This is a genomic window from Methylocaldum sp. GT1TLB, from assembly GCF_051027445.1.
Classification (GTDB): Bacteria; Pseudomonadota; Gammaproteobacteria; order Methylococcales; family Methylococcaceae; genus Methylocaldum.
Genome location: NZ_CP194898.1, coordinates 1,271,298 through 1,291,974 on the forward strand (window position 1 = coordinate 1,271,298; position 20,677 = coordinate 1,291,974).

22 protein-coding genes, 1 tRNA gene and 2 pseudogenes are annotated in these 20,677 nt (G+C 62.9%); 9 read left to right on the plus strand and 16 right to left on the minus strand.

The genetic code is table 11. The features are described from left to right. Positions 1-57 precede the first annotated feature (57 nt). The gene (locus ACR2R1_RS05530) at positions 58-303 is read right to left on the minus strand and encodes a hypothetical protein (RefSeq protein WP_434113024.1); all 246 of its coding nucleotides are present in this window, start codon (positions 301-303) and stop codon (positions 58-60) included. 263 nt (positions 304-566) lie between these two features. On the opposite strand from ACR2R1_RS05530, the gene ACR2R1_RS05535 reads away from it, so the two are divergent. The 3 genes from ACR2R1_RS05535 (at position 567) to ACR2R1_RS05545 (ending at position 1,704) form a co-directional block, all read left to right on the plus strand. Beyond that, positions 567-740 (plus strand): hypothetical protein, encoded by a 174-nt coding sequence (locus tag ACR2R1_RS05535; RefSeq protein ID WP_168175519.1) that lies wholly within the window; start codon positions 567-569, stop codon positions 738-740. A gap of 83 nt (positions 741-823) precedes the next feature. Next, positions 824-1,168, plus strand: a complete 345-nt coding sequence (locus ACR2R1_RS05540; RefSeq protein WP_086132883.1) for a helix-turn-helix domain-containing protein — start codon at positions 824-826, stop codon at positions 1,166-1,168. 8 nt (positions 1,169-1,176) lie between these two features. Continuing rightward, positions 1,177-1,704 carry an RES family NAD+ phosphorylase gene (locus ACR2R1_RS05545; protein ID WP_156881721.1) on the plus strand — a complete coding sequence of 176 codons (528 nt, stop codon included), beginning with the start codon at positions 1,177-1,179 and terminating at the stop codon, positions 1,702-1,704. A 156-nt stretch (positions 1,705-1,860) separates the two neighbouring features. On the opposite strand, the gene ACR2R1_RS05550 is transcribed toward ACR2R1_RS05545, so the two are convergent. The 12 genes and pseudogenes from ACR2R1_RS05550 to ACR2R1_RS05605 all read right to left on the minus strand — a co-directional run bounded on the left by ACR2R1_RS05550 (position 1,861) and on the right by ACR2R1_RS05605 (position 12,292). After that, positions 1,861-3,621: an integrating conjugative element protein gene (locus tag ACR2R1_RS05550; protein ID WP_434113027.1), complete on the minus strand. Its 1,761-nt coding sequence runs from the start codon at positions 3,619-3,621 to the stop codon at positions 1,861-1,863. 13 nt (positions 3,622-3,634) lie between these two features. After that, on the minus strand, positions 3,635-4,690 hold the full coding sequence (locus ACR2R1_RS05555) for a TIGR03756 family integrating conjugative element protein (protein ID WP_434113029.1): 1,056 nt from the start codon (positions 4,688-4,690) through the stop codon (positions 3,635-3,637). Beyond that, positions 4,687-5,130, minus strand: a complete 444-nt coding sequence (locus ACR2R1_RS05560) for a DUF1525 domain-containing protein (protein ID WP_434114207.1) — start codon at positions 5,128-5,130, stop codon at positions 4,687-4,689. The genes ACR2R1_RS05555 and ACR2R1_RS05560 overlap by 4 nt, the downstream gene beginning before the upstream one ends. A 3-nt stretch (positions 5,131-5,133) precedes the next feature. After that, positions 5,134-7,923: pseudogene (locus ACR2R1_RS05565) on the minus strand (conjugative transfer ATPase). Next, positions 7,923-8,333 (minus strand): TIGR03751 family conjugal transfer lipoprotein, encoded by a 411-nt coding sequence (locus tag ACR2R1_RS05570; protein WP_347258673.1) that lies wholly within the window; start codon positions 8,331-8,333, stop codon positions 7,923-7,925. The pseudogene ACR2R1_RS05565 and the gene ACR2R1_RS05570 overlap by 1 nt, the downstream one beginning before the upstream one ends. Further along, positions 8,281-9,720: a TIGR03752 family integrating conjugative element protein gene (locus ACR2R1_RS05575; RefSeq protein ID WP_434113031.1), complete on the minus strand. Its 1,440-nt coding sequence runs from the start codon at positions 9,718-9,720 to the stop codon at positions 8,281-8,283. Before ACR2R1_RS05575 ends, ACR2R1_RS05570 begins: the two co-directional genes overlap by 53 nt. Next, positions 9,707-9,859, minus strand: a complete 153-nt coding sequence (locus tag ACR2R1_RS05580) for a DUF3438 family protein (RefSeq protein WP_210024178.1) — start codon at positions 9,857-9,859, stop codon at positions 9,707-9,709. The genes ACR2R1_RS05575 and ACR2R1_RS05580 overlap by 14 nt, the downstream gene beginning before the upstream one ends. 22 nt (positions 9,860-9,881) lie before the next feature. Further along, positions 9,882-10,520: pseudogene (locus tag ACR2R1_RS05585) on the minus strand (DUF3438 family protein); the annotation flags it as partial. Then, a complete protein-coding gene (locus ACR2R1_RS05590; protein ID WP_434113033.1) occupies positions 10,517-11,218 on the minus strand; it encodes a PFL_4703 family integrating conjugative element protein in 702 nt (233 codons plus the stop codon). The pseudogene ACR2R1_RS05585 and the gene ACR2R1_RS05590, both read right to left, overlap by 4 nt. After that, positions 11,193-11,597 (minus strand): TIGR03750 family conjugal transfer protein, encoded by a 405-nt coding sequence (locus ACR2R1_RS05595; RefSeq protein ID WP_156881714.1) that lies wholly within the window; start codon positions 11,595-11,597, stop codon positions 11,193-11,195. Before ACR2R1_RS05595 ends, ACR2R1_RS05590 begins: the two co-directional genes overlap by 26 nt. Next, positions 11,597-11,962, minus strand: a complete 366-nt coding sequence (locus ACR2R1_RS05600; protein ID WP_347258670.1) for a TIGR03745 family integrating conjugative element membrane protein — start codon at positions 11,960-11,962, stop codon at positions 11,597-11,599. The genes ACR2R1_RS05595 and ACR2R1_RS05600 overlap by 1 nt, the downstream gene beginning before the upstream one ends. Before the next feature lie 42 nt (positions 11,963-12,004). Next, entirely contained in the window at positions 12,005-12,292 is a 288-nt protein-coding gene (locus tag ACR2R1_RS05605) for an RAQPRD family integrative conjugative element protein (protein WP_156881713.1), read from the minus strand. A 327-nt stretch (positions 12,293-12,619) separates the two neighbouring features. Between ACR2R1_RS05605 and ACR2R1_RS05610 the strand changes: the two genes are divergently transcribed. From ACR2R1_RS05610 to ACR2R1_RS05620, 3 genes are all read left to right on the plus strand, one after another. Further along, a complete protein-coding gene (locus tag ACR2R1_RS05610; RefSeq protein WP_156881712.1) occupies positions 12,620-13,546 on the plus strand; it encodes a site-specific integrase in 927 nt (308 codons plus the stop codon). 55 nt (positions 13,547-13,601) lie between these two features. After that, positions 13,602-13,675, plus strand: a tRNA-Leu gene (locus tag ACR2R1_RS05615). An 86-nt stretch (positions 13,676-13,761) separates the two neighbouring features. Next, entirely contained in the window at positions 13,762-14,397 is a 636-nt protein-coding gene (locus ACR2R1_RS05620; protein ID WP_077732179.1) for a ParA family protein, read from the plus strand. Positions 14,398-14,566: 169 nt separating this feature from the next. On the opposite strand, the gene ACR2R1_RS05625 is transcribed toward ACR2R1_RS05620, so the two are convergent. Continuing rightward, the gene (locus ACR2R1_RS05625) at positions 14,567-15,415 is read right to left on the minus strand and encodes a class I SAM-dependent methyltransferase (protein WP_434112994.1); all 849 of its coding nucleotides are present in this window, start codon (positions 15,413-15,415) and stop codon (positions 14,567-14,569) included. Positions 15,416-15,810: 395 nt separating this feature from the next. Here ACR2R1_RS05625 and ACR2R1_RS05630 point away from each other — a divergent pair, with 395 nt between their 5' ends. Next, entirely contained in the window at positions 15,811-16,281 is a 471-nt protein-coding gene (locus tag ACR2R1_RS05630) for a hypothetical protein (RefSeq protein WP_434113037.1), read from the plus strand. A gap of 644 nt (positions 16,282-16,925) precedes the next feature. Here ACR2R1_RS05630 and ACR2R1_RS05635 read toward each other — a convergent pair. Together ACR2R1_RS05635 and ACR2R1_RS05640 are read right to left on the minus strand one after the other, a co-directional pair. Continuing rightward, entirely contained in the window at positions 16,926-17,528 is a 603-nt protein-coding gene (locus ACR2R1_RS05635; protein WP_168175520.1) for an alpha/beta fold hydrolase, read from the minus strand. 130 nt (positions 17,529-17,658) lie between these two features. Then, positions 17,659-19,119, minus strand: coding sequence for a PLP-dependent aminotransferase family protein (locus ACR2R1_RS05640; protein WP_240506784.1), 1,461 nt, complete (start codon positions 19,117-19,119; stop codon positions 17,659-17,661). Between the two features lie 77 nt (positions 19,120-19,196). On the opposite strand from ACR2R1_RS05640, the gene ACR2R1_RS05645 reads away from it, so the two are divergent. Beyond that, a complete protein-coding gene (locus tag ACR2R1_RS05645) occupies positions 19,197-19,652 on the plus strand; it encodes a 2,4'-dihydroxyacetophenone dioxygenase family protein (RefSeq protein ID WP_143735278.1) in 456 nt (151 codons plus the stop codon). A 38-nt stretch (positions 19,653-19,690) separates the two neighbouring features. Further along, positions 19,691-20,593 (plus strand): haloalkane dehalogenase, encoded by a 903-nt coding sequence (locus tag ACR2R1_RS05650; RefSeq protein WP_434113040.1) that lies wholly within the window; start codon positions 19,691-19,693, stop codon positions 20,591-20,593. The last annotated feature ends 84 nt before the right edge of the window (positions 20,594-20,677 follow it).

A 20,677-nucleotide genomic window follows, 5' to 3' on the forward strand; every position in this document is an offset into this window, starting at 1 on the left:
GCTTCTCCTTGAAATTGAGTCGGCTATCGGAATCGAACGTCGGGGCAGTCAGACCACTCACACATCTGACTGAACGTCCGGCGCGACGTCCGATTCGTCCGCGGTTAAGGGAGCGGTGTGGCCGAGGCCCATCGCGCCTTCGATCCTCGCCACGCGATCGCCTAAGGTCTGGAGTTGCCGGCAGAGCTCTTCGTTCGAACGCTTGAGGCTCTCGCACAGTTCGAGCAGACGCTTGCTGCGTCGGGAGATGCTGCCCAATTGGCTCAAGGCGAGGATGAATAAGAGCGCAAACAGTAAAGCCACGGTCGCTCCTCACAAAAAGAACAGAAAGCGCGCGGAGGACGTTACGAATCAGCTAGAAGTCAACGCGCCTGGCGGCGAGTCTGCCCAAGCCAATAGACGGAAATCAAACGAAAACCCTTGTTTGGTTTTGAAAGGGTTTTTTGATGGATTTAGCTTGAAGACGCGTGATCTCGGACTTGAAGCTCCCCCCTAGTTTGGCAATACTTCCAAGGCGACATGGTATAGAGCGCAGAGAGGCTCCCCGAGCATCGCAGTAGCTCGACATGGGCTTAAAACCCCGCAGCTTCTCGCAGTCGCCGGCGAGCTACTGTCCCGAGGGGCTGGCGGGTATCCCGGAATCGACGTGCAACCTCGCCAAGATCCACCAAGACAGCATGATCGCCTGGCAGTGCCTTGGGCTGTTTTCCGTCCTGTCAGGCGAAATGCCGGTTGCATGAGGTCTAATTTTTTATCTGGACAAATGTCTAGACATTGCCTAGAGTAGTGGCTACTCATCCTACTACCCCGTATCGCGACGCTGATGAACGCCGTACGAGACATCAAGATCAATCCGCAAAAGATCCGCCAGTCCCTGCATCTCTCCCGTGAGGCGATGGGCCGGATATTGCGGGTGAGCGCCAAGACCTTGGAGCGCTGGGAAAAGCAGGATGGCGTGCGGAACCCGGACGCGATCAAGGATCTCGCCAAGATCCGGGAGATCAGCGAACTCGCCAGCCTGGTTTACACGCCTGAAGGCGTCGAGACCTTCCTCGCGACCCCGCTGCCGGAATTCCAAGGGCGAACCGCCCTTGACCTGATGAGCTTGCGGGAATACGACACCGTCATCGCGGCACTCGCCGCAGACGTCGAAGGACTCGGCTATTAACCCGCCCCTTGATCCAATCGCATCTCAAAGCCTGGCAAGGCACCGCCTATCGCCACCTGCCGCAAGGACCGCTGGATCCGCTGGACTTCAGCCGAGCGGGACTCGCTCGCGATAATCGCTGGAATATCCAAGGGGAGCCGACGCTATATTTGGCTCGCCATAAACATGTGGCACTAGCGGAAATGGCCCGCCATATCACCGAAGACCGTTCGCCTGTGTTAGCGCAGCAGGTCAAGCGCCGCCAGGTTTACCGCTTCGATCTCGCCTTCCACGCGACGTTGGATCTGACCCATCCCGAAGTGCTCGCCGTCTTATCGATCACCGACGCCCCACAGTGTTTTATCGACAAGTCCGTAGCTCGGGCCACGGCTGAGTTTGTCAGAAAACTCACGCCGGCCGAAGCCATTTTCGTTCCTTCACTGGCCTTTCTCGATCGCCCGGAAAACTGGGTACTGGTGGTCTTCCTGGAAAAACTTTCCGCAAATCCGGGCTTCATTTCGTCCGTGACGCCGGATGGTTCTTTTTCGATCGAGTAATGTCGGCCTGCTGCCTGGACGCACAACAGACAAAACCAGACTTCCGTCGAAGCGCGACAACGTGCAGCAATGGCGTGGGCCGCGGTTCGCGCCGATTTTCAAGGCCGATGCCAATGCCCGCTCGGCCTATGTGCTGGACCTGGAATACGACACTGGTCAGCGGCGCCTGGCACCATCCCTCAAGGCCCCTCCTCTGCCGGCAAGAGCCAGTTCCGGGCAAACTCCCCGCCGACGTTCTGAACAAATAGCGCCTCGATGACGAGGAGCCAGGCTACGGCTCGCCAGCGGAGCGCCAATACCGCCCGCCGTTTCGCTTCCGGCCAGCGCCACCGCCGCGCCGCGCCATCCATCCACCGCGGCCACCCGCCGATCAGGATCAGAAACACCAGCAATCGCCAAGCGGCGAGATACGGCTTCGCCGCATCGAGCGCGCGCTCGACCGCCGGCAGGCCCGCTTGATACGCCCAAAGCCCCAGGACCAGGCCGACCAGCATCATCAGGGCGGCCAGCAGCGCGAGACCCAGCCCGAGCGTGGGCAGTAAGCGCCGCGCACTCATTTGCGTACCGCGCCGCCCGGCTCGATCGGCTTCCGGTCATGGGCGGCGGGCGCCTGCGTATCGCACCCGATTCGCCCCGCCCTTCGCGAAGCTCGATCAAGGTCGCGGAAGTCTGTGCGAACAGCTCCCGGCGGATCCGCGTCTCGAACAACATGGCGTCGATGTCCTTATCCAGGGCCGCGAGCATGCGTTCAATATCGGCATGCGCCGGGGAGGCGTAAATGTTCGGCTCCATCCGCCCGGACAGAATCAGGCGCCGCAAGAGAAGCGCCTTTTCGAGATTCCGGGCGACGGCGGCTTCGTTCGCCAGTTTGTGAACCGCCATCCCCTGTTCCTGAGGCGTCGATAGACGGCGGATGCCGTCGATGACCTCGCGCGTCAGCAGTGTTCCCGGCGGCGAGAGCCTGGCCAGCGTGTCCGCCTCCGGCGCCGTCGTGCCCGCGACGATCTTCATCAGGTCTTCGAGGAGTTCCCGGGTCTCCTGCTCGATCTTGGGGGCAAGGCCGTGGCCGGGGGTCGCGGTTCGGGCCGTGTCCCTGTCGGTCCGGACGGCCACGTCGCCGAGGACATACCGGGCGTAGGCGACCGCCTCGTCCGGACTCGGCCAGACCTTGGCAAGCGGCGGCGGCGAGGCGCTCACCACCGCGCTGGTGTCGGTCACCGGGCGGCCCAGCTCGATGTTGTAGCCGGCCCGCACCGTGTCGGCGGTGACCCGGATCGGCGCCTGCCCCGCCCCGCCCGCGCGCTGACCGCCGATCCAGGGAACGCCGTTCTTGCCGGCATTCGTCTCCACCGTATCCTTCGCGGTTTTGACGTCCACCGAGGACGAATTCAGACCGCCGGTTCCCATTTGCACCTTCCAGTCGTAACCCTTGACCAGAGTGATCCACTCTTCGAAGGGATTCCGGCCGCGGGCGATCTCCGACTCCATTTGCTCGCAGCTCTTGGTGGCGAGGGAGATCGTCGCCTCGGCCTGGAGCAGAGCGTTCTGGAACAGGTCGTAGAGCCCAGGGTTCGCCCGTTGCAGGATCAGGGCGGGCAAGGAAGCGATCGCGTTGGTCGCGGCGTTGACCATGGAGCCGATCATGTTCTCGATTCCTTGGCTGACATTGTTCAGGATGTTGGAGACACCGAGCACCGGATCGAAGTTTCCGCACGAAAACGCCCGTCGAAGATCGAGCGAACCGCCGAGGGTAATCGAGTGGGCGTAGGGGTTCGCCGCGACAGTGATCGCCTCGGCCCCGCCGATCTCGTAGTACCAGCGGCTCGATCGGGCGGGTGACAGCGGCACGGCGGATGATTGCGCGGTGAGTGACAGGGCGACGAACAGAATGAGAGGACGGCGGAGTGCGCGGACCATGGACAGTCGTCTCCTACTGGGTTCGGGTCGGCGTTGGCGTGGTCGAGCTGTCGGACGGATAGGACATCATGTCGATGCTGCCGATGAAGCTGCCTTTCACCTTGCAGCACTTGTAGGGACGCCACAGCGTGAAGGCATAATTTCCATCGGCTGCGACCTTGCTGCCCGCCCAGCCCGAAAAACTCATGAGGTCGTTGCTGCCGAACACTTCGCAGCTTCCGGCGCGTTTGGGCGTCAGCATCTGCCAGGTGCCGGTCTTGGCGTCTCCCTCTTTCAGGGACGGCGGATACCACACCATGTACTTTTTCTTTTCTTTCCGCTTGTCGCTCTCGAGCGCGATGTAGACATGCGGCTGACCCGTCCGCGTCACCACGTCTCCGGCGCGCTGCGCCACGACCGCGGCCGCCTTGGGGTCTTCGGCCTGGGTCACGAAGCCGCCTCTGGAATAAACCGCACCCCAGGTATTCAAGGGCCAGTCGCCGATCTCCCGCAGCCCGGGAATGAGCGACTGGGGATAAATGAATTCGGGAATCGCCCAACGCCAGGACAAGGCATCCAGGGCCGAGACGAGATAGGGCTGAAACGGCGTCGACGCCGAGGGGCACAGGAAAAATCCCGCGGCCGGATGGCCGATGGCGTCGGAGTCCTTGAAGATCAGGTTCTTGTGCGCCGGGTGCTCGCGAGCCGGCCGGCCGGCGATGCCGCATTCGGTCGTCGTGCCGCCGCCCAGAAGGTTCGGCAATTGGCCGCCCATGGCCGAAAGCACCGCGCCCGCGCCGGTGGTTTGAATCCCAGCCAGAAGGGCCTTCATCTCGGTCCAGGGATTGTTGGCGATACCGTTGTGGGCGCTGACCACCAGATCGGGATTGTAGTGGCCGTACTTGGCCGAGGTTTCGATCTCGCAGCCGAAGGGCGTGCACACCAGCCAGAGGCATACCCCGATCACCTGGAACTTGATGCAGGAAAAGTTCAAGGCGCTGGATAGAATCGTGCCGGTGTTGATGGGTTCGGCCCGAAGGTCAGCCGTCAGCGCCAGAACGAGAAAGCTCAGCGTCAAACGCTTGATCATGGCGTACCTTCCTTCCAGGTCCGGTAGTACCGCAGCGCCTCGCCGAGATCGGCGGTGCCATAGACGACCGCCCTACCCCGGTCGAACACGATCGCGGGATAACGCGTGAGGCCGTAGCTCAGTGCTCGGGCATGGCCTTCGTAGGCCGCCTGCAACGGCGCCGCAAGCCCACTGCCCTGCCCTTCGAGCCGCTGCCGGGCGATCCGCCAAGGCCGCCGCCTCGTTCGCGGGGAGTCCTGCCGAGAGGACCGCCTCGATCCGGCGTGGGGCGGAAAGATCGAAGATGTCGATGGAAACCCCTTGGGTCCGAAGCGCGTCAGCGCCGGAGGTTGGAAACGCCGGATCGGTGAAAACCTCCACGGCGGCCGGCCCGATATCGGCCGGAACCGGGGGTGCGGAGAGGCACAGCACGACCATCGAGGCCCACAGGGATTGGCGATGCCTCATGATGGCGAGGCCTCCTTCGTGAATACGCTACTGCGCTTCCGAGCGATGCGTTCGGCGACCTTCAGCGCCGCTTCCAGCTCGGTGCAGCCCTGTTGTGTCATGAGCGCCGCCCGTTCGGCCTTCTCGTCCTTCTCGGTCATGGCGAGGGCCAGCGCGATGGGCGGCGGAACGTTCCGGAACAAGGCCTTCAGCGCCCGGCCCAGGACCACGCCCTCGGTGTACTTGCCGGGCTCCTTGGTCGCGGCGAGCAGCAGCGCCCGTTCCTCGGCGCTGAGCTCCCGGAACCTCGCGATCTGCTCGGCCTCCTCGGGCGGCATGGAGAGGCACAGCCACCATTCCATCATGTTGAGCATCTGCCGGGCCGCATCGGGAAAGTCCTGGAGGTTTTGGGTGGCGAGCCACAGCCAGGCGCCATAGCGCCGCCACATCTTCGAGATCTTGACCACGTAAGGCGCCAACAGCGGATTGGTGGTGACGATGTGCGCCTCGTCGGTGAGCACCAGCGTCGGCCGGCCCTCGTACTGATGCTGCTCGACCAGGGCATGGATGTGATTCATCAGCGAGATGTAGGCAACCGTCAGCTTATCCTCGTAGCCTTCCTGCGCGAGGACGCCCATCTCGAACACGGTGACGTCGGCTTCCGGCCAGAGCTGCCCCGGCCGATTGAACAGCTTGGCTTTGAGGCTTCCCTCGGTACAGAAGAGGCTCAAGGCATCGGCCATTTCGAGTACCCGGGCACGCCGCGGCGGATCAAGTTCGGCAAGGCCCGGCAGATGGCGGAGACCGTGCGCGACGTCCTCGGTGAGCGGCTGGCGTTTCGCGGCGACCGCTTGCCGCGCTGCCTCGACGATGGCCTCACGGATCAGGAGCCGGTCGGCGCGCGTCAGGCGCGCTTCTTCCTTGGCGTCGCCGCCGGTAATCATGAGGCGCGCCGCGATTTCGGCCTCGCCCAGAAAGTCGCGATCCTCGCTCGCCGTGTCGTCGGCGTCGTCCAGGTCTTCGGGGCCGGCCAAATCCAGGTCTAGGCGTCGCCGGTGCTTGGGATCGAGCAGCTTTCCGATCTCGGCGAAGGGCGGCAGGCTCACGTCGCTTTTCGGCCGTACCTGGACGTAGTTCACCGATAGCCCGTGAGCTTCGAGATACTGCCCGAACAGCCGGAACGAACTCGCCCCGTCGATGACGAACAGTCTCGGCCGGTGCACCGCGATGATGTGCAGCAGGAGATACACCAGGAGCGAGGACTTGCCGGCGCCGGTCGGCCCCAGGATCAGGGCGTGGGCGTTCGATTTCCGGTCGGTGATGGGGTCGAACGTCAGGGGCTCGCCGCCCCGGTTGTAGACCAGGATGCCGGGGTGGCCGGTACCGGTCGAGCGGCCGTAGAGCGGCACCAGGTTCGACAGATGGCGCGCGAACATGAAGCGCGATCGGCGAGCGCGTTTCCGGTCGAAGCGGTGATCGTAGCCCATGGGGAGGCAGCGGAGATACGTGTCCAGGGCGCAGAGGTCCTGGCGCTCGTCGATGGGCCGGAGATAATTGGTGAGGAGCTGGGAATGCAGCTGGTTCTGCTTTCGGCGGAGACCCTCCTCGTCTTCGCCGCGCAGATAGAACGTGATTTGCGTCGGGAACAACTTGTTGCCCTGCGCGATCTGGAATTGCGCGGCCTTGGCGTCCTCGCCGGCGAGCTGGGCCTCGGCGTAGTCGCCGATGGCGGCACGTTCCACCCGCACCAGGCGTTCCCGGACATCGTCCTGAGGCTGGAACTCGACCGTGATCGCCATCACAACGCCTGGCGGCAGCCGATCGAACACCGCGTACAGGTGCCGGCCGATGCGCCGTTCCGCGAAGAACTGACCGATCGTCGGCGGATCGGTCAGCTGTTGAATGGTGATGGCGCGGTGCGGCCGGCCGTCGAACCACCAGAGGCCTTTCTCGGGATGATAACGCGGAAGTCCCAGAACCAAGGCTTCGCCGAAATCGTAGCCGTAGGGCCGGTCCTCGTGGTCGTCGCCGGGATAGGGCGCAAGCGCGAGCAAGGCCTCCACGTCGCCCGCCGTTACCGCCGGGCGCGGATTGAACCAGCGCAGCATCCACTCGTAAAGATCCCGCCCGCCGAGCCGGCGGACGCCCACCCCCGTCGATTCAAGTCCGGCGGTGAGCCGGGCCGCGGCCTCGTTCAGCTCCCGGATCGGACCGAGATCATCCGGTCCCTTGAGAGATTGGGTGGCGCTGCGCCGCCTGAACAAGCACGCGTGGACCTTCCGTCAATTCCCTTGCCACGGCCCACCCGTGACCTGATCGTCATGGAATAGTCCGCCGGGCCGCGCGATGTTGGCGCAGTGGTCGCGCAGCACGGCCAGCCAGTGGCGGGTATAGGCCAAGTCGCGAATTTCGATCCGCGCGTAGGCCTCCACCTGGTCGGCCAGGCCATCGAGCCGGTACTCGTCATGGACGAAGAGCTGGAAGACCCAAGGGTCTTGTTGCTCCGCGACCGAGCCCGTGAGCACCTGCTGGATCTTGTCGCGGAACTCGGCCAGCCACTCCTCCGGGCGCGCCTCGACGCCGGCGGGCCGGATCTCGAACAAGGCGCCGACGTTGCGCCCGTCGTCGAGCAGAAAGACCTGGTGTTCGGGATCGTAGTCGAGCCAGGGCAGATGGTTGGTGAAACTGCTCGGCCGCTCGTAGCGCCGCCTGACGTCCGCCTCGGTGGGCGGCGTGGTCCGGTCGAACGGCCCGCGTGGCGCGGGTTCGATGGCTCGGGGTTTGGATAAAAACGAAAACTGCGGCATCACCACCCCTCCGCTTCGCCCGGCAGGGCGTATTCCACCGTCTCATACATCGGAAAACTGGTGGCATAGCCCGGCACCGGATGGCCCTGGGGCGAGATGTGCGGGAAAACGTACAGGACGAGGTCCGGATTCGGCAGGCGCGGGAACAGGTGCTGGATCTCGGTGTGGGCCTCGTGGGTCCAGCCGTCCAGGTTCAGGGCGGCATCGCCTGGGCCGCGCGCACCCCGCTCCCGTCGGGCGCCTTCCGTTCGGCGCTGCCGGGTTTTTTCGAAATGGGCATCGTAAACCTCCCGCATGGTGGGTCCCCCCTGCGGCAGAAGGGTGTCCTTGCTGCCGGTGGCGCAGCCGACCAGGAGGCTAATCGAGATCATGGTCACGGCCCGCGTGAACGGCTGGGGTAGCGTGCGCATAGTCGAGTTTCCTGCCCTTGGGTTCGTAATCGATGGGGAGCTCCCGGTCCACGTGGACCGCGAGTTCGACGCCGGTGTCGACGAACACGGCATCGAAGGATTGGCTCTGCCGCTCGGCGATCCAGCGGGCCACCTCGTTGGCGCCTTCCGAGACGACCTCACCGGCGGCGTACTGCTCCGGGCTGCCCGTGACCGTGCTGGTGTAGCCGCCGAGCGGCGTTACCCCGATCGTGGTCTGAGAGCGGGCGTAGGCCCGACCCGCCGCCTCGACGCCCTTCGCCAGAATGCGCCCGCCCAGATATTGCGCGGCGTTGGTCACGCGCGCCCCGGTTACGCAGGGGATGCCGCGCCGGTCCGAGATCCAGCCGAGAGGCTTGGTGGCGCTGCCGGTGGCGGGGGGCGGCGCGCCCTGGGCCTGAGCGCTCTGCTGCTCTTTCCGCTGCAGACTCTGATCATCGGAACTCAGGGTGCGGATCGTGCCGTCGTCGAACACGAACGTGATCGAATGCACGGTGCCCCGGACACACGAGAGCGCCCAGTCGCCGATCGCGGTCCCGGAAAAGATCATGCCGTCGACGCCCGGAATCTCGAGCCCGTTGGCGGCGAGGTTGTCGGAGCCCACGATCACCTTGAAGGGATACGGGTCCTCCACCTGGCCTTTGATCGGAATCCGCCCGATCAGCGCGGTCATGCCGGTGGAGCCGATCAGGGTGGCGTTCCGCGGCACCGTGTAGGCCGGTTCCGGCGCAGCGGCGGGATGGGCGGCACCCCCGCCGAGCCCGGCATGGTCCAGGAGGGGGTTTTCGCCGACGCCGTGCAGCAGGCTTCCGCCCGAACGGGCCGCCTCGGCGGTCGCGGTGGCGGTCCGGGACACGGCGTCGCCGGCGCGTTTGACCAGGCTGGACCCGAGCGGATCGACCCACACCACCGCGGCGTTCAGGGCGGCCGGATCGAGGTCGACCGCCGCACCGTCCGACGGATCGGATGACGCCAGCGGCGCGACCAGTCCCAGGCGGTTGGAGAGATCGTCGAGGCGGGATGACAGGCGGGTGTATTCATCGTTGCGCTGTGCGGCCTGGTCCCGGCGAACCGCCGCCGTGACCTCGTTCGTGACTTGGGTCGCGATGTCGTTGCGCTGCTTCAGGAGTTCCGCGTTCTCGCGCCGAAGCTGCGCCATCTCCGACTTGGCCGAGGCGACCTGGGCGGTCAGCGCGCGGATGGTGTCCGCCGGAGAATCGGCATCCGGCGCGGGTGCCTTCGGCACCTCGGCGACCGGAAGCTCGGACTCGGCTGTCGCCGCCTTTTTGCCGCACGAGCGGAATCCCGCGAAGAGCGCGAGCACCAGTGCGAACGTGCCGAGAATCGGCAGGAGCTTATTGCCGCCCATCGAGCGCGTCCTCGAACGGCCGGCTGGACACGAGATAGGCGGCCGTCACGTCCCGTTCGTCGCCTTTGGGGTAGAGCCTCGCGTGTTGGAAGGTGCAGGCGAGCCAGGCGCCCCGGAGCGTTCGGGGATCGAGGATCACGTCCTCGAACGTTCAGCAGGCGCTCTGGGGCGTAGAGATGCTGCGCCGCCACCCGGGTCAGGGTGACGTAGTCCGTCCCGGCGGACCGGTTTTCGGCAACGTCCGTCGCTGCCGCATCCACCGGCGCGGCGGAGGGCTTCCCTTCCGGAATCGACACTTCGATGGGGCGGGTATCGGCTATCCGGTCCGAGGCCGAGAGATCCAGGAGGTAGGTGTTGCCCGTGCCCAAGGCCTCGATCCGCACTCGTTGCGGTCCGAACGGCTTGAGCGCCGTCCAATAGATGGTCCCGTCATTGAGGATCTGGGTCCTGAGGACATCGGGGGTCAGTGTCGGCGGCAGCCCCGCCCGCACCGCGACCGGAAACGACACCAGGCGCTCCTGCCCGACCGGGAGGGTGATCTGGAGCGGCAGTTTGTGCCAGGTCAGCCGCTCGATCGGAAGCGCGCCGGGTGCTGCCTCGGGCTCGACGTCGAGCTCGAGGCCCGGTGGGATGTCGGAACCCGGGTTGGTGAACGCGGTTTCCGGCACCGAAGCCGATGCGGAGAGCGCGTGGACACCGCTCTCCCCCTCCGTGTCGGCAGACGCGCCGACCGGCTCCTCCGCACGGGTCGCGACGGTCAACAGCAGAAGGGTGGACAGAACGACGAGATGCGGATTCATGAGCCGAGTTTGAATATCGGGGGTAAGGCCGGCCGTGACGTCTCGCTGCCCTCGATTCGTTCGGGCGGACTCGCGAAACAATCAAGGGCCAGGCCAAACGGGTTGACCTCGGGGCTGACGTCGTATGCCACCACCCGGATGGGGTAGCGGATGTCGACCGTCTTCACCGGCATCCCACGAACATGCTCCTCGATCCGGAAGTCGATCCGCGCGATCCAGACGCTATTCCCCTTGACCTCGACGCTGGATTCCTCGTAAGTATGGCCCGGCACGTCGTGGATGGCGCGTTTTCGGTCCGTCAGTTCGCCACGTTTGGCGCGGGCCTCGAGATCGCTCCTCAGTTCGTCCTGGCAGGCGGGTGTCAGATAGTTCTGAGCTTTGAAGAGCACGAGGCCATAGTCCTCCTCGCCGTTTCGCGGCCAGTAATTGAGCAGCTGAAAGATGTATCGGGCGAAGCCGTAGATATGCTCCGGCCTCGGATCGTCCCGATGGATCATGCCACCCGATCGGAGGTTCGGCGGAAGGAAGAGGCGCGCGTCCTTCTTTGCGTCCTCCCAGCCGTGCCAAAGGACAAGGATGACGACGAACAGCCCTGCGATCACCGACCGCAGCGTGTTGATACGGGACCTAAGGTTCTCGTTTTCGGCGCGGTAACGCAGTCCCGTGTCCGTTTCAATCGCGGAGGGCGTCGCGGCCAAGGCTCATTTGGTACGAGCCGTCCGGAAACCGGAACCGGGCGGACTCTCCCCGGAAATTGAACTGACAGCGGACGAAACCGAGGTCCGCCAGGAAAAGATGCACCCGCTGTCGAAGATAGAAGTGCGGGCGGCCACGTTTCAGCCGCTGATAGAGCCCCGCCCCGAAATAGACGAAGGCGATCGCGCCGATCATGGCGACCCCGAGGGCCATCGCGAGACGCCCCAGGATCAGGCCGATGACCACGCTCGGCGGAAACAGCAAGGCCGCCGCCAGCTTGATGGCCGTACCCAACTCCGAATCGGTATACCCCCGGAAGATGACCGGCTCCTCGTTGAGCCGGTCCCCGAGAATATCGGGTGTCTCGGATGAGCCGGCCATCAGATGACACCCGCGGCTTCGCCCGGCAGATAGGACACGAACAGGAAAATGGCGGCGCCGGCCACCGCGCCAAGGCCCAGTTCGCCCCACTCTTTTCGGCCCTGCCGAACCTGATTGAGATCGGCGAGAACATGCCAGGAGAGCCAGAGAAAGCCGGCCACCGCCAGGAACAATCCGATGACGATCCCGCCATCCTTGATGTAGCCCTTGATGAGGTTGAGCCAGTCGCCCGCGGCCGGTGAAGTCGTCGGCGGCACGGGCGTCGGCAGCGCGGCGAAGGCGGTGTCCGCCAGGATCAAGGAGGCGAGCATGACCGATCGTGCCCGCCGAACGGTGTGTTTGAGGGTGCGTTTCACGTGCGTCATGAGCTTTTTCCGATAGCAATCACAGTGACATGATTCACCGGCTCAGCGCCGGTAATCGCCCTTGAGCGGTGGAAACTCTCTCGGCGTCGTGCGCGGGGCTTCGATGTGTTCACGGATGCCGAGTTTGACGTGCTCGATGTCCTGGCGAAGCCAGCCATAATGGAATCTGACCCGCGACTCCGGATTGGCTTGGGTTTCGGCTTCGGCGATCAGGGGCGCCAGGGCGTCCAGCTCATGGATCAGGTGGGCGAGCGCGGCCCGCTCGCCATCGTCATCGGCACGGGCGGCAGTCGTGAAACAACAGAAAAGCGCCAGCAGCGCATTACGCATAGAGGGTCTCCGAGTTGCTCGGCGGCGAGTGTGCCCAAGGCGGCACGCAAAGTGCGAACAAAAACCCTTGTATGCTCTAAAAAGGGTTTTACGGATGGCTTGACCATCAGTCGAACCTCCCGTCGAACCCGATTAAAATGAAATGAATTGGCGGGATTAACCTCATTCCCGCAACATCGAAGACTTGGGCTGCAAAGCCGTCCGTCCGACCCAGACTGCGTCCACGGCGCCAACGGGTCCGCGACCATCTACTCAACCTAAATGTACGCAGCCATTGGGCAAATGCCGCACCAAGGCTAGCGAATTGCCGTAAATGGGAGGAACTCCATGCGCGAGGAGACTGAAGCGCCTACTACATTGTCCGCTTTGGTGGAAGCCTATTGCCGGGAAGTCGTCTTGAGCCCGGGATCGATCCGCAACTACCGCATCACCGCCCGCGTATTCAAGCGGGATACAGGCGTCGATGAATTAAGCAAGATTGACAAGAATCTCGTCATCGCGTGGCGGGACACTGTCCTTCAGCGGGTCACTGTGGTGACGTGGAACAGTTATCTTACATACCTCAGAATCGCATTCTCCTTTGCGGTTCGCTCGGGATGGATCGAGCATAACCCGTTTCAATACGTCAAACAGCTTGGAGCCTGGAAGAAGCGCAAAAAGACAGTGCCCGATGAGGTAACGCGCCGAGCCATCCGTTTGCTGCAAGAACCCGACGAGCCGATCAAACCGGGCTGGTTTTGGGTTATCGTTGTTCGCCTTCTTTTCTTTACCGGCATGCGTGCCCGGCAATTGACTGCCCTACGTTGGAACCACATCGACTTCACACACAAGACCATGCTGTTGGCAGTCGAAGGCGGCAAGACGAAACGCGAGTGGATCATCCCGATCCCGCCAGACTGTGTGGAGGATTTACTGTATCTCCGCAACCGAACGCTCAGAGTCAGTCCAAGCGCAGTAACGCTCCGTCACCAGGTGTTTCGAATTCAACTTTTTAACCGGGACGACAAGGGCCAGGAATTAACAACAGACCAGGTAAGCGGTTTTTTTAGGCGCCTATCCGAGACCTTGGGCGCACGCATTACATCGCGACGTCTGCGCCATACGATGGCGACGAAACTCGCCCAAGGCCAGCAACCGGACCTTAAGTCGTTTCAATATCTCCTGGGTCATACCCGCCTGCGAACGACCTTGGAGTATGTCGAGCCGGAAATGGGGCAACTGCGATCCGTGCTGACCAGACTGCGCCTGGATTAGGGGATTTGCCACATCTTGCAAGTACTAAACAGATCTGGTCAAGGTTTTGATACTAGCCGGAAGTCAAAAGGGACCATTGACACATTCGTAATGTGCGGGTCGTAGGTTCAAATCCTATCACCGGCTCCACGCCTTACAGGCGCGAGCGCTCTGTTTCTTCGGTTCATCATCGTCCCCGGGACTCCATCCCCGGGTAACATGCCGGAGAGGGCGCCATGGCCATCTGTATCACCATCACCAGCACCAAGGGCGGCGTCGGCAAGACCACGCTGACCGCCAATCTCGGCGCCTATCTCGCCGATCTCGGCCAGACCGCCCTCCTCGTCGACGCCGATCCCCAACCGACCCTCTCCAGCTTTTTTCCGCTCCGATACCGCGCTCCGGGCGGTCTCACCCGGCTGATGGTCGAGGCGGCCTGCGAGGACGTGGTCAGCCAGACCACCCTCGACCGCCTCGATCTCGTCTATTCCGACGATCCGGACGGCAAGCTCCGCGACTGGATCCGCGACGCCGTCGACGGGCGGGTGCGTCTCAAGCACCTCCTCGGCCGTCCGCCGTTTGCCCAGTACGATATCATCCTGATCGACACCCAGGGCGCGGTTGGGCCCCTCCAGGACGCCGCGGTCGCCGCCGCCGATATCCTCCTCTCCCCCATCCCGCCGGAAATCCTCTCGGCCCGCGAGTTCGTCCGCGGCACCGTCACCATGCTGGAACGGCTACGGCCCATGGCGTTCCTCGGCGCCCCCATCGGTCCCTTGCGCGGTGTCCTTTACCGCCTGGACCGCTCGCGCGATGCCCGGCGTTTCGCCGCCGCCCTCGGGCTCGAACCGCTGATCCCTGCCTCCGCGTAGCCGTAGGGTCGGATGTTTGATCGGAGTCTGCGCGGCTAGCGCAGGTGGAGATCAAACATAAGGCAACCGACACCGTGTCAAGTCATTGTGGATCCAGGTCCCGATCCCACTATTGGGTCGGGACCGGTCGAACGCGGGCCGCCGAAGGCAATACTCGTCGCCAATTTTTTTACTCCTTTTGGTGACTTGGATGTCCCAAAAGGTTTCGCAAAAATGGCGATGCAATCGGCTTTTCCGCTTCGAACAGTATGGCTTGCATCGGATAGCGCGTGGGATTTGAGCCATATTCTTTTATCAGCGCCTCCGTCAACGCCTCGGAGATCTCCTCGGGATCGACACCGCCGCGATCTCGTATTTCTGTGATAACCGGAGTGAACACAAGTGCCCGCGCGAACGCCGCCACGTCCAGAATATCGTGTTCCTTTCGCTCGACCGAGATGACGATTCGATCAAAGCCGGCGCGAATCAGCTTTTCTTTGATCGGATCGATTTGATGGCAGGCAACGGGATCGAAGAGGAAACGAGGTGTATCCGACGGAAAGAATTGTTTCAGCACCTCAAAGCTCAAGCTGGCGAATGGATTGTAATGCTCCGAGTCCCAGACGCGGAGCAAGTACCGCCCTCCGCGCCTCAATGTCCGGTATGCCTCGCGAAACCCCGCCTCTTTATCGAAGAACATGACCCCAAACTGGCAGACCACCGCATCGAACGCCTCATCGTCGAACGGCAGCGCCGTGGCATCCGCGACTTGGAACGCGACCTGCTCGTGAGGGAGAAACTTTTTGCGGGCGGCCTCCATCATGGAATCGCTGATATCGATCGCGGTCAATCGCACGTCCTTGGCAAGCTCATTACGCAAGTGCCGGGTCACGATTCCCGTGCCCGCGGCGATTTCGAGCACGTCACGGACTGATCTTTCCGCTACGCGTCGTGCGGTGTCGGCTCCATAGTGCTCGAAAAGCACGGGTCCGAGATCCTGATCGTAAGGGGTGACGACATCACCTTCATAACCTGCCATAGATCACTCTCTAGAAAATACAACGAAAGGACAAAAAGCGAGTTCAATCGCCCATCTCAGTAGATAAGCGAATACTGATAGTACTACATGTCCTACGACAGGGTGGTTTTCTGGACACAGACGGCCTAAAGCAGTCGTTCGTGGGGGCTGGTATTTTTCAGACTGAATGACTGCTGAGGCCGACAATTGGCGGTCATCGCCGTGAACCGTCGACGGACCGAAATCTTGAAGAGCGCTGGCCGTGTCCAGCGTGTGAATTAATTAACAGCCTGAATGGACTTATCGCCTCATCATAGCAACCGCCTCGATTTGAGGCAGATCTTACGGTTTGGCCGGTGACATTTTCGGTCGGCGATTCAAACCGCCCTCTCTCATCAACTTAGGAGGATATTCGCATGAAGCACCTGAACAAGTCCCTATTGGGAGCCATTGGGCTCGGACTGGGGCTGCAGACCGTCGCAGACGCCGCGCAAACGCCCAACTTCTACGAGTGCACCGGCCGGCACGTCAGCCTTACCCTGGTGGTGGGCAGCCAGGCAGAAGTTGGCATTCTCCCAACGCAAACGACCCTCAATCTGCAATTGGGCGAAAAAAGCTATCGCTTTCAGGAATCGGACATCGTCACCGAGTCAACCCTGATTGGCGATCTTTGGGAGGTGGTGTTGGAACACATACCGGACCTCCACATTAAACATGCGTCCGTGGTGATTCCATCCGTCTCGTTGGGAGAGTCGCCGGTCACCTTCAAGAGCCAGCTTATCCTGACCACGGTGAACACGCCGTTCATCCCCACGCCCTTTGAGGGGGTGGTCAATCCTTCCAAATACATCGATCTCGCCTGCACGGCTTCGATGGTTTATTTTTAGGCTGGCTTGTGTCTGGGCGGCGATAGGCGTTCCGGCATCGAGCGGTTGTTATCGGAGGCCGCGTTCGAGCCGCTGAGTCTCGACCCGAGGCCATCCGCGGTTCGGCGAGACAACGAGATTCACGCCCGTAGTCGCGCGCTGTAAGGTGGCGGCACCGGTCGATGATCCGACTGGATAAACCGGACGACGCCTCGCCGCCATTCGGCAAAAACGTCACGGGCAGCGCCTCGTTTGGGGCTGCCCGTGAATCCGCGAGCACCGAAGTCCGTCTGGAACCCGAACGTTCGGCGGCAGCCTGGTCCGTCTTGGACTCGCCGGTGTTTTTCCGATCCTTTACCTCGACGCTTTGCTGTTTCAATGTTGAATGACGGCCAAGAACGATCTCCGGAAGTTTGTTTTCGAGTGGGTGGTTTTCGGTCTAATCGGCCATTCACGCTGACCAATACCGGCCTTTCGCCAATGGCGGCTTTGTTCAGAATCGAAAAGCATACAGGATTAGGAGCCGCTATTCGCCCGATCGCTTAGCACGAGGTCGTCTTACGGCATAACCGCCCTGAATTAAGCCGCGCCGCGAAGCGGCGTCGGCATGAATGAATAGTTAGGTACCATCCGAACTCACCTGTCCGCTGGAGATTAGCCAACTGCTACTGGAGGAACTTGAGCAGCCGCTCAGTCACGAGTTCGGTCTCCGCAGCCACGATGTCATGCCCCGCTCTGGGAACGAGTATCGTCTCGACATGCGGCATGAGCGACTCGACGCGCTCGATTGCTTCGTGAGGGTCGGCCGTTGCTCCGTCGCACTCGCCAAGGATATCGAGCGTCGGTACCTCAATTCGCTGTAAATCCTCGTCGGACATCACTGCCGCCCGCACTGGAGGGAACATCGTGCCGTAGCTCTCCCGCACGAGTAGTATTTCGTCAATTCTCCGATCAAACTCCTCGGGATACTTGACCGCGATGCTTGGCATGATCCAGCGACAATACTCCTCAAGCGACTCCCGCCGCCCATCTGCAACGGACATCAGGCGTGCAACGAACTCCTGCGGGATGGGCGCGCCAATCATGACGGGTGCGATCCAAACGAGCTTACTCACCCGTTGAGGTGCATGCAGTGCGTACTCGGCTGAAGCGTAGCAGCCGTACGATTGCCCCGCCATTGGGATGCCATTGGTCAAGCCTAGCCCGTCGAGTACGGCATCAAGCCACAGCCGAAGATCGTCGACGCCGCGCACCGGGCGCGTTGGCACACTACGGCCCTCGTCATAGATGGCGTCGAGTGCCTATATGCGAAAACTTGTGGCGAGCGGCTGGCGGGACCTAGCAAGACCATTTCGGTCGGTGGTTTCCCCGCTTCGAAAACGAGATGGCCAAAAGCAGTCATTCGAAGCGGCTCATGATCCGCGCCAGTCGCTCAATTGCGGCACCGATCCGGTCCGACCGGATCATTCCGTAGCCTAAAACCACGCCGTTAGGTGCCGGCTTTTCGACCGAGTATCGCTCGAGGGCATAAAGGCGGATGCCATCCGCCGCCGCTTCCCTGACCAATTCGGTGGCCGGAATCTCCCGGCTCAGCTTCACCGCCAGGTGCAGGCCCACCGCATCCCCTATTGGCTGCAACCGATCGCCGCCGTGCTGCGACAAGGCCTGAAGCAGCATCGCGCGCCGTTCTGCGTAGATCTTGCCCATCTTGCGCACATGGCGAGCCAGATGGCCCTCGTCGATGAAGGCCGCCAGGGTGTCCTGAGACGGCGTCGGACAATGCCAGTCCGCGCACGCCTTGGCGGCGACGAGTGCATCCCGCGCCCAGGGCGGAGCCACCACGAACCCGAGGCGCAGCTCCGGGAACAGGCTCTTGGAGAAGGTCCCGACATAGCAAACCGAGCCGCTTCGGTCGAGCGTCTGCAATGCATCCAATGGCCGGCCACCCAGGCGAAACTCGCCGTCGTAATCGTCTTCCACCACTACGGCACCCCTTTCCTGCGCGAATTCGAGCAGGGCAACTCGGCGCTTCGCGGACAAGGTGATGCCCAGGGGAAACTGGTGGGAGGGTGTGACGCAGATCACCCCGGCATCGGCCGGCAGGCAATCGATCCTCAGCCCTTCCTCATCAACCGGGATGGCGGCGATTCTGGCACCAGCGGCGGTGAAGGCATCCCGCAGCGGCGGATAGCCCGGTTCTTCGACCGCGACCACGGTTCGGCCCGGCGTGACCAGGATGCGGGCCAGCAGGTCAAATGCCTGCTGGGCGCCCGCCGTGACCACGATTTGTTCCGGCGAACAGGAAACCGCCCGGGCGAAAGAGACGTGTTTGGCGATCGCCGCGCGCAGCGCCGGCCAGCCCTGCGGGTGGTCGTAGACTGCCGGCGTCTTCGACCAGGCTCTCAGTGCCCTGGCGGACAGGCGCCGCCAGACCGGAAAGGAAAACGCCGATTTGTCGGGCAGCCCGAGCCTGAAGTCGAAATGGCAGGATTCGACGCCCGCAGGCAGCACCGGCTGAGCCCGGCGCCAGGCTTCGTTCAAACGGCCGTCCGCCCCGGGTTCGCTGGACAGATGATGAGCCGGGCGCGGCGAGATGTCGGCCACATAGGTACCGGAACCCGACCGAACGGTCAGATAGCCCTCGCTCAACAATAGCTCGTACGCCGCTACCGCGGTATTGCGCGACACACCGATCGCTGCGGCAAATGCCCGGGTCGAAGGCAGTCGCGTACCGGACTGGAGCCGTCCGTCGAGGATCGCCTCCCGCAGCTGGCAATACACGGAGCGCAGCAGTTCTCGGGAACCCTTGCGCGGCAGGGTGATGGGTAGTTCGAAAAGTGGCTCCATGATTTTTGTCATTTGTGGTCCTTTTCCGCTATTACTCGCCGCCTTATTGTGTCCGTACCGTCAGTCACTATTTGGCAAAGGAGCATCTTATGTTAGCAACCGAACCGTTCATCCCGGCAGCCGCGGGCAACCATCAGCTGCCGTGGATTTCAGTGGGCCACGGTATTTCCAAGAAGCTGCTGGCCCTGTTTCCCGAGCGCGGCGAATGGGTCACGCTGCTGCGCCTGGAGCCGGGAGCACGCATCCCCCTGCATCGGCATCAGGGCGAGGTTCACGGCTACCTCCTCAGCGGATGCCGGCGCCTCGATCCGGAGGGACGACTGCTGGGTCCCGGCGATTACGAGTACGAGCCGGCCGGTCATGTCGACACCTGGACTGCCGAGGGCGATGCCCCCTTCGTGAGTCTGTTTTTCGTGCGCGGCGCGGTCGAGTACCTCGACTTGGACGGCTCCGTCCTGCGCCGGGAAACGGCCGCCACCAATGCCGAGGAATACCACCGCGCCTGCTCCGAGCAGGGCTTCGTCCCGCTCGATCTATGTCGTTGATCGCGGGGGTAACGTTCTCGAGAACAGGAGTGCCGATCATGTTCCCATCCGAGATTTCCGCGGTCGATCATCATCCCCGGAAGCGCGTATCGGTCCTGGATACCGAGATGAGCTACGTCGATGTCGGCAAAGGCGACCCCATCGTCTTCCTGCATGGCAACCCGACCTGGTCCTACCTCTGGCGCAACATCATCCCCCACGTCCAGAACCTCGGCCGCTGCCTCGCTCCGGATCTGGTGGGCATGGGCCAGTCGGGCCGCTCGCCGGCGTCGAGCTATCGGTTCTTCGATCACGCCAACTATCTGGATGCCTGGTTCGAGGCAGTGGGCATCGGTGCTCGGGTGATGCTGGTGGTCCACGACTGGGGCTCAGCCCTGGGCTTCCATTGGGCCCGCCGCCACCCGGACCGCGTGCAGGGGATCGCCTACATGGAAGCCCTCGTGCAACCGAGGCTGTGGGCCGATTTCCCTCCGCCGCGGGAGCGGATCTTCCGCGCCCTCCGCTCGGACGAGGGCTTCAGGATGATCGCGGAGGAAAACTTCTTCGTCGAGACCGTGTTGCCGAAAAGCGTCCTGCGGAGTTTGACCAAGGAAGAAATGGAGGCCTACCGTGCCCCTTTCCACACGCCGGAATCCCGGCCGCCGACGCTGGCCTGGGCCCGCGAGTTGCCTATCGATGGCGAGCCGCGGGATGTCGCCGAAGTGGTCGAAACCTACGGGGCCTGGCTCGCGGCCAGCGATATTCCCAAGCTGTTCATCAACGCGGAACCGGGCGCATTGCTGGGAGCGCGCGCACGCCGATTCTGCCGGCAGTGGCCGAACCAGACCGAAATCACCGTGCCGGGCATCCATTACCTGCAGGAAGATTCGCCCCACGAAATCGGCGCGGCGCTGGCGCGGTTCGTCGCGCGGCTCCGCGCTTTGCCGGCCCCGCGCGTATGACGGAGAGCATCGGCCAGTGTGGGCGGCCTTCCATCTTCTGCTCCACCAGGAACAAGGTGCCCAGCATGACCAAGGCTATGTGAT